We start from the raw sequence: 14,193 nt of genomic DNA on the forward strand, positions 1-14,193 counted from the left end.
ATCAAGCGTTTTGCGGGGATAGGATTCCCTAGCCCATTGTTGCCATCCCTTCGGCGACAGCCCTTCAGCGACAGCCCTTCAGGGGCATGTGGATCTCGGTGATGTTGTCCGCGGGCGCCACTTCACGCGGGTTGGTGAGGTAGTACTCCATGCAGGGGGCATCGCCCGGCTCCTCGCCGCTTTGCGGCAGCCAGGTGCCGAAGAACCAGTTGTAGGCGCCGAGCAGTTCGGCATAAGCACCCTTGAAGCGCAGGATGGCATGGCGCCCGCCGGGCACGTCCACCAGTTGGATCGGCTGCTTCACCGGCGTGCCGGGTTCCACCGAGATGCCGACGTCGGAGCGCAGGTCCTCTTCCGCCACTGCACCCGGGTCGTCGTGGTAGATGCCGATGACGCGGGTCGAGGGTCCCATCTGGCCGGCGCCCATGGCCCAGGCGAAGACCTGGTTGAAGGGCTTCTCGACCTCCAGGTAGGGGCCGACGTGGCGGATCGCGGCCAGGGTGACCGGCTGCACCTCTTCGATACGGACGTCATGCATTGCGGCGTTTCCTTCTTTCGGGGGGCTGAGGGTGATGGGCGGGTCGAGCCGCCCTTCGGTGCGGTAGACCGCCGGGCTGCGTCCGAAGGCGCGGGAGAAGGCCCGGGTGAAGGCGGCGGCCGAGCCGTAACCCGCCGCGCGCGCCACGGTCTCGACCGGGTCGTCGTCCTTGATCAGCGCGTTGGCGGCGTGGTGCAGGCGCAGGCGGGTCACCATCTGGGCCAGGGTCTCGCCGGTGAAGGCGTGCCAGCAGCGGTGGAAGTGGTAGGGCGAGAGGCAGGCCACCTCGGCCAGGCGGTCCAGGTCCAGATCCTCCTCCAGATGCGCAGTGATGTAGTCGCTCACCCGGACGAAGCGGCCCAGCCAGGCCTGCTGCGTGGTCTCTCTTTGGCTCATGGGGCGGGCTCCTTTGTTCACGGTCTCTGGGTGCGCCCCAAGACCTATCCGAAGCCCGCTTGATTTGTCTTGCGGAATTGAGAGAGGGCCGCGAAGTGGGAGAGTGAGGGCGCGCTGACAGGAGCAATACGCATCGTCTGCTCCGTCATCCAGCAACCGTCATGCTCGGGCTTGACCCGAGCATCCACGGCAGCGGCGCACCTGAGCCTCTCCGACAGGGCTCCAGCGTGCGGCCCCATGGACCCTCGGATCAGGTCCGAGGGTGACGCATGAGAGGAGTGACCGCAGCTAGCGGGCCGCCTTGGCGAGGCAGACGCCGGGGCCGCCGCCTGCGTCGGCGTCGATGAACAGCAGGCCGGCGGACACGAAGGTAAGGCGCAGCAGCCGCAGCGACGCCGGCTTCAGCGCGTTGTGGCCGAGTTCGAAGTTGCAGAGGGTGATGTAGTGAAGGCTGCTGCGCTCGGCGAGCTCCTCGCGGCTCCACCCCAGCATGGCCCGCGCCGCGCGGCACTGCGGGCCGGTGATCCGCGCCGGCTCCGGCGGGGCCGGGAGCGTGCCCGTGCTATCGCTGTCGGGGCTCTGGGTGCCGTTGCCGGGGGCCTGAGTGTCGGGAGAAGCCGAATCCGTGATAAGGCTGTGCTCAGCCATGGCCTGACTCCTATTGCAAGTCGGGGTGTGGTCAGGCGCGGGCGGGTGTTGGCGCACTCGCACGCGCCGCTTGTCGAGTTTGGAAGCGATCAGTAATATACGTTGATCATGCAATCTTGCCTCTAAAATGTCAACGTATTTCATGCAACATAGTGGTATTTGATGTGACTCCAGCTCAGTGTAAGGGAGCGCGGGCGATGATCGACATGTCGCGCGACCAACTCGCCAGCGCAGCCGGGATCGCCCCGCGAACGCTCGCCGACTTCGAGTCAGGCGCCCGCAAACCTTTGAAGAACAATCTTCTGGCCATTCAAGCTGCCCTCGAAGCCGCCGGCATCGTCTTCATCGAGGCCAACGGCGGCGGTGTCGGCGTGCGCCTGAAGGACTAGCGGACGCGTCTCAATATGCGGCAAGTCGAAGGCGAGCTACTTCACTGAGCCGTTGCGAAGAGAGCACGAAGGAAGCGGTTGAATGAACCGATGGATCGCCACCGCCCTGCGCCCCGCCGTCGTGCGCCGCTCGACTATGGTGGCGCTGGTCGTCGGTACTGCGCTGGTGGCCATCAACCAGGGCGACCGCCTCGTCGCCGGCCAGGGCCTCGAGCTGATGAAGGCTGTGCTCACCTACCTCGTCCCCTACTGCGTCGCCACTTACGGTGCTGTTTCCGCGCTGCTGGGGCAGGGGGGTGCTGGAAGCAGTGATTGATGAGGCACGCTAATCGGCCTCCGCTAGGTGTTGTAGCTGCCATCCTGAGCATTGCCTGACCTCACTTTATCCGTGCCTGCGCTGCCAAGGACTGACTTGCACGTCGATGATGTAGTCATCGATCCTCGGCACTACCAAGTGAGCATAGAAGACGAAAATGGCCGAGGGTTAGTCCCCTTGGCACTGATGCGGTGTCGCACTAGCACGAGGAAGAGATGATTTGGGCCATGCAGGAGCATTCAGGGGGGCATGGCAGGATCTCGCATCTGCAAATGCAGAGGTATGGAGATGCAGAACCAAGTTGCGAATCCTTCACCCGGCCTATGCAAATGCACCTTGCGCCAAGCTCCTGTAGTACCTCTCTTGTTTTGCAAGGCTCCCGCTGGCCAATGCACCTCCAAAAAACTTGATGCCAGCTCTCATCATAGACTCAAAGTGCATAGGTACTTTTTTTGGAGGTCTGCCAAGGTAGTGCTTCATCAAATGGAAAGTGAATCTCGCGAACAGCTTTCCGTACAAATGCCTTTGAACTTCACTCTGATCGAGCTTGATTTGGGTTACCGGGCCTCGCTTGTAACCGAGTTCTGAGAGCCGTAGTTGGCAAGCCGACACGTTCAGTTTTGGGACGGTCTGATTCCCAATTTCTAGGTGTCGTGTTGGCCGCCCTCGATCAAAATAAAATTCTGAATGTTTCAATGCAAAATGAATGTCAAATTCACAATATCTTTTAGAAGATACAATAAAATTAAATACTGACTTTGAAATCACATCATATATTATTTGATTTCCTGGATTTTTGTTTTTGTAAGTAAAGAAAAAGTCTTCCAAGAATTCCATGCACAGGATATCGTTTTCCCAACTATATCCATGCGTATACAATACATTTGAGTGCTCGAGCATATTTTTTTTGAAATCATCAAAATCTTTGTCAAGACAAACAATAATACTTGTGATGTTGTTCGATATAATATCGCTTGCGATCCCTTCGAGGGTTGACTTGCTTCCAACTGATTTGAAGTGGACTTCGTTTAGTTCAACAAAGGTGCCAATCACCGTAGCCCAAAAGTGTGTGTCACAAGTCTCCGAATCGCCCTGGCCAGACATAACGTCTCGGTAAGTTATTGACTTACCTCCCTCGCAGAACACGACTTTCTCTGCGTCGTAGAACAAATGAAGACTTTGCAGACCCCCTGTGGTTCTGCGCAACGTCATGGAATCAAGTTCTCCATTTTCACGGCATTATCAGACCTGTGCCCAATGATGTCCGGAGAGTGAGTGGCAACAATAATCTGAGCGTTTTCGTTCAGATTAACTAGGCTGGTTATGAGTCTTTCTTGCCACGTTACATGCAAAGAAAGCTCCGGTTCATCGGCTATGAAGATGTATGGTCTATTTCTCTGAAGCAGTAGCTCACCAAGGAGAATCAGTAGCTGCTTTTCGCCGCTCGATAGCATGGTTGGCTTGAGGGTTTTGTTGGTTCGGCTCAGAAAGAAAATTTCGTTTCTTTCGTCAATGTGCATGTTCTTTCTGAGAAACAGTTCATCTATTTCCTTCGCGAACCTGTCTCTCCTTTCGAAGATTTCGGAAAGCCTATCCTGGAGCTCGTTCCATCGATCAACAATGCTTTCGATTCGCCAAACCCCCAATAGATTTACAAACTCGTCTGTCGTGACTTCCGTTGCTTTCTCGCTTTCGATCCTGTTGAAGGTTTGATCTGCTTTAGAAAAATACCTTCTGATCTTGTTATTGAGCCCTTGATTCTTGATGTTGAGTTCTTCGAATACCTCAGCAAGGGTATCTTGTTGTTCTTTAAGCTTTCTCTTTCTTCGGGGGTCAAACAATTCCTCCTCGCTCCTTTCATCAAGGAGCGATAGAAATACAAACTCCTGGAATCGTTGCATCTCCTCGTCTTTTTGCCTCGAAAGCGTCGAAAAATACCGAACAAGCTCGTTGCTGAGATCATCGATTTTCCTATCGACGGTCGATTCGAAGCTTCGGTCTTCGCTGGCGCGTCGAGGAGTCTCGGTGCGATGAATTGAAAGCCAACTGACGCTAATGAGTTCTCGAACCAACTCATACAACTGAGGCATGCTCCGCCTAAGTCGGTCGCGCATCACTCTCGACGGCGTGTCCCTACGCACAAGCAGCGTTCTTTCCATGACCTCGTCTAGGTCAAACAGATACCTATCGCCCGACCTCGAATGTCTAATCTCGTACTTAACACCCCCCAGTGGGCCTTCGAAGTCAGCATCTTTAGAAACACGAATTGAAGGCTTCTTTGTTCCAGCTAGTGGCTGCAGAACAATCTCGATAGCCCGAAAGGGCAGTCTGTTCAGTGTTGGAATATCTACATACAGAGCTGCGGCGATAAGATTGACCAGCGTCGTTTTGCCAGTTCCGTTTGCCCCAATAAGAAACGTTACATCTGGATTGATCTTCAGCTCAAAGTCATAGCTATCCCAGAAACCCTCAACATGAATGCGGTCGACCAAGTGCATATCTTCTGATCTCAATGTGAAGGGCGATAGCTCGATATATCAGGTTTCCCAAATCAACTAGAGTTTGCAAGAGTTATCGTTTCTAAAAATCACTGGATGCTAGGGGTTTCTGGTCTATAGCCGCCGCCTTTGCCCCAAACCGTTCGTCCGCTTATACTGCACCTGCGAAATGGCAGCCTGCGCCGGCTTGGCCGGCGATGAGAAGAGGGCGGAGACGATGAGCGATTGGCCGGAGAAGACCCTGGCGGACTGGCAGGCCCTGGCGGCGAAGGAGCTGAAGGGCGCCGAGGCGGAGTCCCTGAGCTGGGAGACGCCGGAGGGCATTGCCGTCAAGCCGCTCTACACGGCGGAAGACCTGGAGGGCCTGGAAACGGTCGGCAGCCTGCCCGGCTTCGCGCCCTTCACCCGCGGGCCACGCGCCACCATGTACGCCGGCCGGCCCTGGACGCTGCGCCAGTACGCCGGCTTTTCCACCGCCGAGGCCTCCAACGCCTTCTACCGCGCCAACCTGGCGGCCGGGCAGAAGGGGTTGTCGGTGGCCTTCGACCTCGCCACCCACCGCGGCTATGACTCCGACCATCCGCGCGTCGTCGGCGACGTCGGCAAGGCGGGCGTGGCCATCGATTCCGTGGAGGACATGAAGATCCTCTTCGACGGCATCCCGCTAGACGAGATGTCGGTCTCCATGACCATGAACGGGGCGGTGCTGCCGGTGCTGGCCGGCTACATCGTCGCCGCCGAGGAACAGGGCGTCGGGCCGGAGAAACTCTCCGGCACCATCCAGAACGACATCCTGAAGGAGTTCATGGTCCGCAACACCTACATCTATCCGCCCGAACCCTCGATGCGGATCATCGCCGACATCATCGGCTACACCTCCCAGAACATGCCGCGCTTCAACTCCATCTCCATCTCCGGCTATCACATGCAGGAGGCGGGGGCGACCTGCGTGCAGGAACTGGCCTTCACGCTGGCCGACGGCGTCGAGTACGTGCGCGCGGCGCTCTCCAAGGGCCTCGACGTCGATGCCTTCGCGCCGCGGCTCTCGTTCTTCTTCGCCATCGGCATGAACTTCTTCATGGAGATCGCCAAGCTGCGCGCCGCGCGCTTCCTCTGGGCCGATCTGATGCAGACGCATTTCCAGCCCAAGGACCCGCGCTCCCTGATGCTGCGCACCCACTGCCAGACCTCCGGCGTCTCGCTCACCGAACAGTCGCCCTACAACAACGTGGTGCGCACAGCGGTCGAGGCGCTGGCGGCGGCGCTGGGCGGCACCCAGTCGCTGCACACCAACGCGCTGGACGAGGCGGTCGCCCTGCCGACGCCCTTCTCGGCCCGCATCGCCCGCAACACCCAGCTCATCCTGCAGGAGGAGACCGGCATCACCAAGGTGGCCGATCCGCTCGCCGGCAGCTACTACGTGGAGAGCCTCACGGCCTCCCTGGTCGCCGAGGCGCGCAAGCTGATCGCCGAAGTGGAGGAGCTGGGCGGCATGACCAAGGCCGTCGAGTCCGGCATGCCGAAGCTGCGCATCGAAGAGGCAGCCGCGCGCCGTCAGGCGCGCATCGACCGCGGCGAGGAGGTCATCGTCGGCGTCAACAAGTACGTCGCTGAGGAGGATGACCCGGTCGAGATCCTCGACATCGACAACACCGCTGTGAGGGAACAGCAGGTGCGGCGCCTGGAGACCATCCGCGGCGGCCGCGACGCGGCGGCCTGCAGCGCGGCGCTGGACGCCCTGACCGCCGCGGCGCAGGATGGCAGCGGCAACCTGCTGGACCTCGCGGTGAAAGCAACGCGCGCCCGTGCCACCGTTGGCGAAATCTCCGACGCGCTGGAGAAGGTCTATACGCGCCACCGTGCCGTCATCCGCTCGGTCACCGGCGTCTACGGCTCGGCCTACGAGGGCGACGAGGGCTTCCAGCGGATACAGGCCGAGGTGAAGGCCTTCGAGGCGGAGGAGGGCCGCCGCCCGCGTATGCTGGTGGTGAAGCTGGGCCAGGACGGCCACGACCGCGGCGCCAAGGTGATCGCCACCGCCTTCGCCGACATCGGCTTCGACGTCGACGTCGGCCCGCTGTTCCAGACCCCGGAAGAGGGCGCCCGCCAGGCCATCGAGAACGACGTCCACATCGTCGGCGTCTCCAGCCAGGCCGCCGGCCACAAGACCCTTGTGCCGCAGCTCATCGAGGCGCTGAAGACGCAGGGCGCCGACGACATCATCGTCGTCTGCGGCGGCGTGATCCCGCCCCAGGACTATGACTTCCTGATGAAGTCCGGCGTCTCGGCCATCTACGGCCCGGGCTCCAACATCCCCCACGCCGCCAGCGAAATCCTCGGCATCGTCCAGCAGCGCCGCACGGCGGCTGCTTAGGCAGAAAACCAAACACGCCATCATCCCGACCCTGCGCCGGGTCACAAACGGGATCGTCGCGTCTGTTCATGTGTCACCCTCGGACTTGATCCGAGGGTCTATTGTGCCGGCGTCCCGGCTTGCCGGAGCCATGGATGCTCGGGTCAAGCCCGAGCATGACGATGCTGCAGTGGCTGTCCTGTCGTGGCTGTATGCGGTGTTTGCTCCCCCTCTCCCAGCTTCGGCTAGGCTCGCCTCTCGGCTCGCCAAGCCTGCGCAACCCTCTCCCACCAGGGGAGAGGGATAAGTCTGCAGGGGCGAGGCGCCCTTTGTTCCCCCCTCCCCCTTGATGGGGGAGGGATGGGGTGGGGGTGGCGCCGCAGGGACCACAGAAAGTTTGGGCAATCGGCGTCGCGCTCTATATCCTGGAGCGCAGGAGAGACCATGCGTGCCACAACCATAGAGCCGGGGCAGAAGGCGACCCTCGGCCAACTGAAGGTGCTGACCAACCTTCTGCCCTACCTCTGGCCGGAAGGGCGGGCGGATCTGAAGACCCGTGTCCTTGCGGCGCTGGTGTTGCTGGTCTGCGCCAAGGTCGCCACGGTGACGGTGCCCCTGGTGCTGCGCGAAGCCGTCGATGCCCTGACGGCGGAGGACGGCAGCAACCTGATCCTGGTGCTGCCGCTGGGCCTGCTGCTCGCCTACGGCTCCGTGCGGGTGGCGGCGCTGGCCTTCGGCGAACTGCGCGACGCCCTCTTCGCCCGCGTGGCGCAGAACGCGGTCCGGCGCGTGGCGCTGGCCACCTTCCGCCATATCCACGCCCTCTCCCTGCGCTTCCACCTGGAACGCCAGACCGGCGGCCTCAGCCGCGCCATCGACCGCGGCACCAAGGGCATCGAGTTCCTGCTGTTCTTCACCGCCTTCTCGGTGATACCGACGCTGATCGAGATCCTGCTGGCCTGCGGCATTCTCTGGGCGCTCTTCGACTGGCGCTTCGCCGTCGTGCCCTTCGTCACCATCGCCGGCTTCGTGGTCTTCACCTTCAAGGTGACGGAGTGGCGCATCGAAATCCGCAAGCGCATGAACGATGCGGACAACGACGCCAACACCAAGTCCATCGACAGCCTGCTGAACTACGAGACGGTGAAGTACTTCGGCAACGAGGGGCACGAGGCCGCGCGCTATGACGTGGCGCTGGCGGGCTACGAAAAGGCCTCCATCAAGAGCCGCACCTCGCTTTCATTGCTGAACGTCGGCCAGTCGATCATCATCGCCATCGGCATCACCCTCCTGATGATCCTGGCGGCCCAGGGCGTGGTGGCCGGCACCATGACGGTGGGCGACTTCGTCATGGTGAACGCCTACCTGCTGCAGCTGGCCATGCCGCTGAACTTTCTGGGCACGGTCTACCGGGAGATCAAGCAGTCGCTGATCGACCTGGAGACCATGTTCAAGCTGCTGAAGTCCGACGCGGAGGTGACCGACAAGCCGGGCGCGCCGGCCCTGGCACTGAAGGGCGGCGAAGTGGCCTTCGACCATGTGAGCTTCGGATACGATCCGCGGCGGCCAATCCTGAAGGACGTCAGCTTCACCGTGAAGGCCGGCGACACCGTGGCCATCGTCGGGCCCTCGGGCGCCGGCAAGTCGACCATCTCGCGCATTCTCTTCCGCTTCTACGACGTGCTGGAAGGGTCGGTGAAGATTGACGGCCAGGACCTGCGCGACGTGACGCAGGACAGCCTGCGCGCGGCCATCGGCATCGTCCCCCAGGACACCGTGCTCTTCAACGACACCGTCGGCTACAACGTCGCCTACGGTCGCCCGGAGGCGAGTGAGGAGGAGATGGTGCGGGCCGCCAAGCTGGCGCAGATCCACGACTTCGTCGAGGGCCTGCCGGACGGCTATGCCACCACTGTGGGCGAGCGCGGCCTGAAGCTCTCCGGCGGCGAGAAGCAGCGTGTCGCCATCGCGCGGACCATCCTCAAGGGTCCGCAGATCCTGCTCTTCGACGAGGCCACCTCGGCCCTCGACACCAAGACCGAGCGGGAGATTCAGGCGAGCCTGAAGGAGGTTTCCCGCGATCGGACCACATTGGTGATCGCCCACCGCCTCTCCACCGTGGTGGAGGCCGACGAGATCCTGGTCCTCGAACAGGGCCGCATCGTCGAGCGCGGCAAGCACGAGACCCTGCTCGCCCAGCACGGCGTTTACGCCCAGATGTGGGCGAGACAGCAGGCCGCGCGCTCCGAGGACGAAAGCGGCGACAAGCCGGCCGAGACCGCGGCGGAGTAACGAGTTCCCTCGGTCCAGCTTCTTTGGGTGTCACCCTCGGGCTTGACCCGAGGGTCCATCGGACCACGCGCTGGAACCCTCGGCGGAGAGGTCTGGGACCTCCGGTTACATGGATGCCCGGGACAAGCCCACTGGTGTCCGGTTTAGATTTGGTGGACTGAGCGCACGGTGTTGATTCTACTTGTGTCCAAGCGTTTGGCGACGTCCTGGGACACGAGAAAGGAACAACACCGTGCGACACCAGAATAGCGTTTTTCACGATCTTCTAAAGCGGGTTCCCTGGGGAGAGTTCGAGCGCCTGGTGGCTGAGCACGGAGCGGACCATCGGGTTCGCCGTCTGCCAACCAAGAGCCAGTTTATAGCCTTGCTTTACGGGCAGCTTTCCGGGTCGACGAGCCTGCGGGAGATCGTTGGCGGCCTGGAGAGCCATGCCAGGCGGCTCTACCACCTGGGTGGGCGACCAGTGTCACGCTCGACTTTGTCGGACGCCAATGCCCTGCGCCCGAGCGCGGTATTCAGCGATCTCTTTGCGGCGATGGTTGGTCAAGCCCAGCGGGGCCTGCGCCGCAAAGTCGGTGAGGCGGTCTATCTGATTGATTCCACCAGTATCCGCCTCAGCGGGATTGGCTGCGAGTGGGCGCACTTTTCAGCCAAAGCCTGCGGCGCCAAGGCGCACGTCATCTATGATCCCGCCGCTGACCGGCCGATCTATGCGGCGGTCACCGCGGCCAAGGTCAACGACATCACCGTCGCCCAGACGATGCCGATAGAGGCAGGAGCTACCTACGTCTTCGATCTCGCCTACTACGATTACGGCTGGTGGGCCAGGATGGATGCCGCCGGTTGCCGCATCGTCACCCGCTTCAAGTCCAATACGCCCCTGGCTGGAGCCGTTGAACTCGACGTAGTGGAAGGCACCAGCATCCTCTCCGACCGCATCGGGCTGTTGCCGCAGCGTCAGGCTAACAGCCGCAAGAACCCCTTCAGCAGCCCGGTTCGCGAGGTGCGCGTCAAGACCCACACCGGCAAGATCTTGCGCATTCTCTCGAACGATCTCAAGGCCCCAGCCAGGGAAATCGCCGATCTCTACAAGCGCCGCTGGGCCATCGAGCTGTTCTTCCGATGGGTCAAGCAAACCCTCAAAATCCGCCACTGCCTCGGAGCCAGCGAGAACGCCCTACGCATCCAGATTGCCGTCGCCCTCATCGCTTTCCTGATCCTGCGCATGGCTCAGGGCGACCAGAAAACCATCCAAAGCCCGCTCAAGTTCGCCCGTCTCGTCCGCGCAAACCTCATGCACCGACGCCGTATAGATCGGCTGATAACCGCCCAACCCGATCCACGCGAAAACCCAAATCAAATGGCCTTGCTATGGGTTTGAATCTAAACCGGACACCAGTGGGTCAAGCCCGAGCATGACGATGTTTCTTTGCCTGCTTGCAGCGGAAAACCAAAGCCCCCTCACCCAGCTTTGGCTAGGTTCGCTGCGCTCACCAAGCCTGCGCAACCCTCTCCCACCAGGGGAGAGGGATTTAAAAGCAGGGGAGAGGTGCTTTTTGGTTCCCTCTCCCCTTGTGGGAGAGGGAGGGGCCCACGCAGTGGGAGGGTGAGGGGGAGTTCGCTTCCTTATCCCGGCAGCACGAAGACCTGGCGCGCAAGATCGCTTTTCAGAACAGAGGTGTCGTAGCGGCCGGTGAGGATCTCTTTTTCGAAGAGGTCGGGGTTGGCTTCGGCGAAAGCCTCCCAGGAAAGGGCGCCGCCGCTCTCCGCGCGGCGCTGGTTGATCAGCGCCATGAAGGCCACGGTGATGGTCTCGTGGTAGAGCCCGGCCTTGCCGATGCTGGCGGCGTAGGCGGTGATGAGCGCGCGCATGCGCTCCAGCGCCGCGCCGAAGCTGCCCGTCTCGCCGAGCACCAGATAGGCGGCGCGCACGTGGCCGCGGTGGTCGAAGGCCTCGACCGGCAGGCTGCAGTCCGCCAGGCGGCGCAGAAAGTCTTCATCGGTCATGCGTGTTTTCCTTCAGCTTGTGACTGTCGGCGGCGGTGAGGTCCAGGCCGTAGACCCGCTTCAGGTCGTCGACGGCCTTGAGGGTGTCGGCATCGAAGGGCGCCTTGCCCTCGAAGGCATGGAGGACGATGCCTTCCAGCAGGTCGCCCAGGCTCATGTCCTTCAGCTCCGCCAGGCCCTTCAGGACCTTCAGCAGGCGCCTTTCCAGCCGCACGCCGGTCTGCACGCGTTCGATCATGGTTGCCGTCTCGTATGTTATCTATGTACCAATGTACCCTAAATCAAGCGCTATGTCCAGAGCGGGCGGCGGTTCCCCTTTGCGCGAGGTCGGGGGTTGCTTGGTTGTCATGCTCGGGTTTGGCTCGGGCATGCACCCTTCGAGACGCCGCTGGCGCGGCTCCTCAGGGTGAGGCCGTTCTCTTCCTCATGCTGAGGAGCGCCCGCAAAGGGCGCGTCTCGAAGCATGCTGAGCCGCTTGCATGCACGACCCCTCAGGAAACAAGGGATCAAGCCTTGACGTGACGGAGGAGGCTACCCGCGCTAGCCTTCTCCCATGACACCCGCCTTTACCCACCTGGCGCTGCACGTGCGCGACCTGGACGCCTGTATCGCCTTCTACCGCGACTACTGCGGCATGAAGACGGTGCACGAGCGTGACGACGGCGGCGTCAAGGGAGAGGGGCGCGTGGTCTGGCTGGCGGAGCCGGGGCGGGAGAGCGAGTTCATCATCGTGCTGCTGCCCGGCGGGCCCGGGCGCGACCAGGCGGAAGGGGACTTCAGCCACTTCGGCTTCGCCCTCGAAAGCAAAGCGGCGGTGGACGCCATCGCCCACAGGGCCGAGGCCGCAGGCTGCCTCGCCTGGGCGCCCCGCCAGGAGCCCTATCCCGTCGGCTACTACTGCGGCCTGAAGGACCCGGACGGCAACTTCGTCGAGTTCAGCTACGGCCAGCCGCTCGGACCCGGCGCGGAAAAGCCTGTCGAGGCATGACGGGGCTTGCCTTGAGGCGCCGGAGCGGCCCATAAGCGGGGCATGACGGATGCCTCTCTCGCGAAAGCCGCCGATCTGGCCGGGCAGGTGCGCGCCGGCGACCGCCGGGCGCTGGCCCGTGCCATCACCCTGATCGAATCGACCAAGATCGATCATCTGGGGGAGGGGGAGGCGCTGCTGGAGGCCTTGCTGCCCCACAGCGGCAAGTCGGTGCGGGTCGGCATCTCCGGCGTGCCGGGCGTCGGCAAGTCCACCTTTATCGAACGCCTCGGCCTCGACCTCGTCGCCGCCGGCCACAAGGTGGCGGTGCTGGCGGTCGATCCCTCCTCGCGGGTCAGCGGCGGCTCCATCCTCGGTGACAAGACCCGCATGGAGGAACTGTCCCGCCATCCGGCAGCCTTCATCCGCCCCTCGCCCACCGGCGGCACCCTGGGCGGTGTCGCCCGGCGCACCCGCGAGGCGATGCTGATCTGCGAGGCTGCCGGCTTCGACGTGGTGATCGTCGAGACCGTGGGCGTCGGCCAGTCGGAAACCGCGGTGGCGGAGATGGTGGACATCTTCCTCCTGCTGCTGCTGCCCGGCGGCGGCGACGAGCTGCAGGGCATCAAGAAGGGCATCGTCGAACTGGCCGACGTGGTGGTGGTGAACAAGGCCGATGGCGACCTCGCCGCGGCGGCGGAGCGGGCGGCGGCGGAGTATCATGCGGCCCTCGGCCTTCTGCGCGCGCCCAACCCCAACTGGCGCCCGCCGGTGCTGCGCTGCTCGGCCCTCACCGGCGCCGGCATCGCCGCGGTCTGGGAGACCGTGCAGAAGCACCGGGCGGTTATGGAGGCCAACGGCGCCCGTGCCGCCAAGCGCTCCGCCCAGGCCGGCGCCTGGATGTGGAGCGAGGTGCGCGAGGGCCTGTTGCGGGAGTTCCGCGAGCATCCGGAGGTCTCCGCCGCGCTGGCCGGCCTGGAGGCCGAGGTCCGCGCCGGCCAGACCCCGCCGACCGCCGCCGCCCGCCGCCTGATCCGCCTGTTTCTGGGAAAATAGGCGAAAAGTCCTATTGCGACTCCCCCTCACCCCGACCCTCTCCCCGCGGGGGAGAGGGAGGGGCCCGCAAAGCGGGAGGGTGAGGGGGACCGCCGGTTTCCACAGCCCCGGCTTTCGGCTTGACTGCCCGGCGGTGCTGCCTTAGAACCTGCGGCGCACCGGGCGGCCTGCCGCCCGGTAACCTTTTTCTGACAGCCTTGGGATGACCATCATGGCACGACGTTGCGACTTCACCGGCAAGGGCGTTCAGGCCGGCAACAACGTGAGCCACGCCAACAACAAGACGCGCCGGCGTTTCCTGCCGAACCTGCAGGAGACCAGCCTGTTGAGCGACGCGCTGGGCACCACGGTGCAGCTGCGCCTCTCCACCCGCGCCATCCGCACCATCGAAAAGCGCGGCGGCATCGACGCCTACCTGCTCTCGACCAGCTCGGAAAAGCTCGGCAAGCGGGCCCGCGATCTGAAGCGCCAGATCAAGAAGGCGCTGGAGAAGAAGGCGGCCTGAAAGCAGGCGGTGTAATAGCCGACCGGCTTACAGCGTTCAGAAAAGGCCCGCTCCGGCGGGCCTTTTTCGTTTGGCGGACACGAAGCGGCTGGTCAGGAGGGCCTCGCCCTCCCGCCTGTGCGAAGTCAAAGCGGCTTCGCTTCGGCGAAGGCAGGTCGAAACGGGCCGCTGGCCCTCCTCAGGGTGAGGCATTATCGGGCCTCATGGTGAGGAGGCCGCCCCAGCCGC

At 62.6% G+C, this 14,193-nt stretch carries 14 protein-coding genes; 8 read left to right on the forward strand and 6 right to left on the reverse strand.

From position 1 onward, the window contains the following. Positions 1–64: 64 nt before the first annotated feature. Positions 65–934, reverse strand: coding sequence for an AraC family transcriptional regulator (locus ACO06P_RS17075; RefSeq protein WP_420346430.1), 870 nt, complete (start codon positions 932–934; stop codon positions 65–67). 288 nt (positions 935–1,222) lie between these two features. Further along, positions 1,223–1,582 (reverse strand): helix-turn-helix domain-containing protein, encoded by a 360-nt coding sequence (locus ACO06P_RS17080; protein WP_420346431.1) that lies wholly within the window; start codon positions 1,580–1,582, stop codon positions 1,223–1,225. Between the two features lie 197 nt (positions 1,583–1,779). Here ACO06P_RS17080 and ACO06P_RS17085 point away from each other — a divergent pair, with 197 nt between their 5' ends. Beyond that, positions 1,780–1,971, forward strand: a complete 192-nt coding sequence (locus tag ACO06P_RS17085; RefSeq protein WP_420346432.1) for a helix-turn-helix domain-containing protein — start codon at positions 1,780–1,782, stop codon at positions 1,969–1,971. An 82-nt stretch (positions 1,972–2,053) separates the two neighbouring features. Beyond that, positions 2,054–2,287 carry a nitrate/nitrite transporter NrtS gene (gene nrtS / locus ACO06P_RS17090; RefSeq protein ID WP_420346433.1) on the forward strand — a complete coding sequence of 78 codons (234 nt, stop codon included), beginning with the start codon at positions 2,054–2,056 and terminating at the stop codon, positions 2,285–2,287. 321 nt (positions 2,288–2,608) lie between these two features. Here the strand turns inward: nrtS and ACO06P_RS17095 are convergent, their stop codons facing one another. Together ACO06P_RS17095 and ACO06P_RS17100 are read right to left on the reverse strand one after the other, a co-directional pair. Further along, positions 2,609–3,499, reverse strand: a complete 891-nt coding sequence (locus ACO06P_RS17095) for a hypothetical protein (RefSeq protein ID WP_420346434.1) — start codon at positions 3,497–3,499, stop codon at positions 2,609–2,611. Then, entirely contained in the window at positions 3,496–4,785 is a 1,290-nt protein-coding gene (locus tag ACO06P_RS17100; RefSeq protein ID WP_420346435.1) for an AAA family ATPase, read from the reverse strand. The genes ACO06P_RS17095 and ACO06P_RS17100 overlap by 4 nt, the downstream gene beginning before the upstream one ends. Before the next feature lie 217 nt (positions 4,786–5,002). On the opposite strand from ACO06P_RS17100, the gene scpA reads away from it, so the two are divergent. The 3 genes from scpA to ACO06P_RS17115 all read left to right on the forward strand — a co-directional run bounded on the left by scpA (position 5,003) and on the right by ACO06P_RS17115 (position 10,811). Continuing rightward, on the forward strand, positions 5,003–7,159 hold the full coding sequence (gene scpA / locus ACO06P_RS17105; RefSeq protein ID WP_420346436.1) for a methylmalonyl-CoA mutase: 2,157 nt from the start codon (positions 5,003–5,005) through the stop codon (positions 7,157–7,159). Positions 7,160–7,582: 423 nt separating this feature from the next. Beyond that, complete coding sequence (locus ACO06P_RS17110; protein WP_420346437.1) at positions 7,583–9,430, forward strand: ABCB family ABC transporter ATP-binding protein/permease; 1,848 nt, start codon at positions 7,583–7,585, stop codon at positions 9,428–9,430. A 232-nt stretch (positions 9,431–9,662) separates the two neighbouring features. Beyond that, a complete protein-coding gene (locus tag ACO06P_RS17115; RefSeq protein ID WP_420345314.1) occupies positions 9,663–10,811 on the forward strand; it encodes an IS4 family transposase in 1,149 nt (382 codons plus the stop codon). Between the two features lie 245 nt (positions 10,812–11,056). On the opposite strand, the gene ACO06P_RS17120 is transcribed toward ACO06P_RS17115, so the two are convergent. Both ACO06P_RS17120 and ACO06P_RS17125 read right to left on the reverse strand, forming a co-directional pair. Continuing rightward, positions 11,057–11,437, reverse strand: a complete 381-nt coding sequence (locus ACO06P_RS17120) for a hypothetical protein (RefSeq protein ID WP_420346438.1) — start codon at positions 11,435–11,437, stop codon at positions 11,057–11,059. Then, positions 11,427–11,675, reverse strand: a complete 249-nt coding sequence (locus tag ACO06P_RS17125) for a hypothetical protein (RefSeq protein ID WP_420346439.1) — start codon at positions 11,673–11,675, stop codon at positions 11,427–11,429. Before ACO06P_RS17125 ends, ACO06P_RS17120 begins: the two co-directional genes overlap by 11 nt. Positions 11,676–11,990: 315 nt before the next feature. Here ACO06P_RS17125 and ACO06P_RS17130 point away from each other — a divergent pair, with 315 nt between their 5' ends. From ACO06P_RS17130 to rpmB, 3 genes are all read left to right on the forward strand, one after another. Continuing rightward, entirely contained in the window at positions 11,991–12,425 is a 435-nt protein-coding gene (locus ACO06P_RS17130; protein WP_420346440.1) for a VOC family protein, read from the forward strand. A gap of 42 nt (positions 12,426–12,467) precedes the next feature. Beyond that, entirely contained in the window at positions 12,468–13,460 is a 993-nt protein-coding gene (gene meaB / locus ACO06P_RS17135) for a methylmalonyl Co-A mutase-associated GTPase MeaB (protein ID WP_420346441.1), read from the forward strand. Between the two features lie 211 nt (positions 13,461–13,671). Further along, on the forward strand, positions 13,672–13,965 hold the full coding sequence (rpmB, locus tag ACO06P_RS17140; RefSeq protein ID WP_299398866.1) for a 50S ribosomal protein L28: 294 nt from the start codon (positions 13,672–13,674) through the stop codon (positions 13,963–13,965). Positions 13,966–14,193: the final 228 nt, after the last annotated feature.

This window comes from Pelagibius sp., from assembly GCF_965227505.1.
Classification (GTDB): Bacteria; Pseudomonadota; Alphaproteobacteria; order Kiloniellales; family Kiloniellaceae; genus Pelagibius.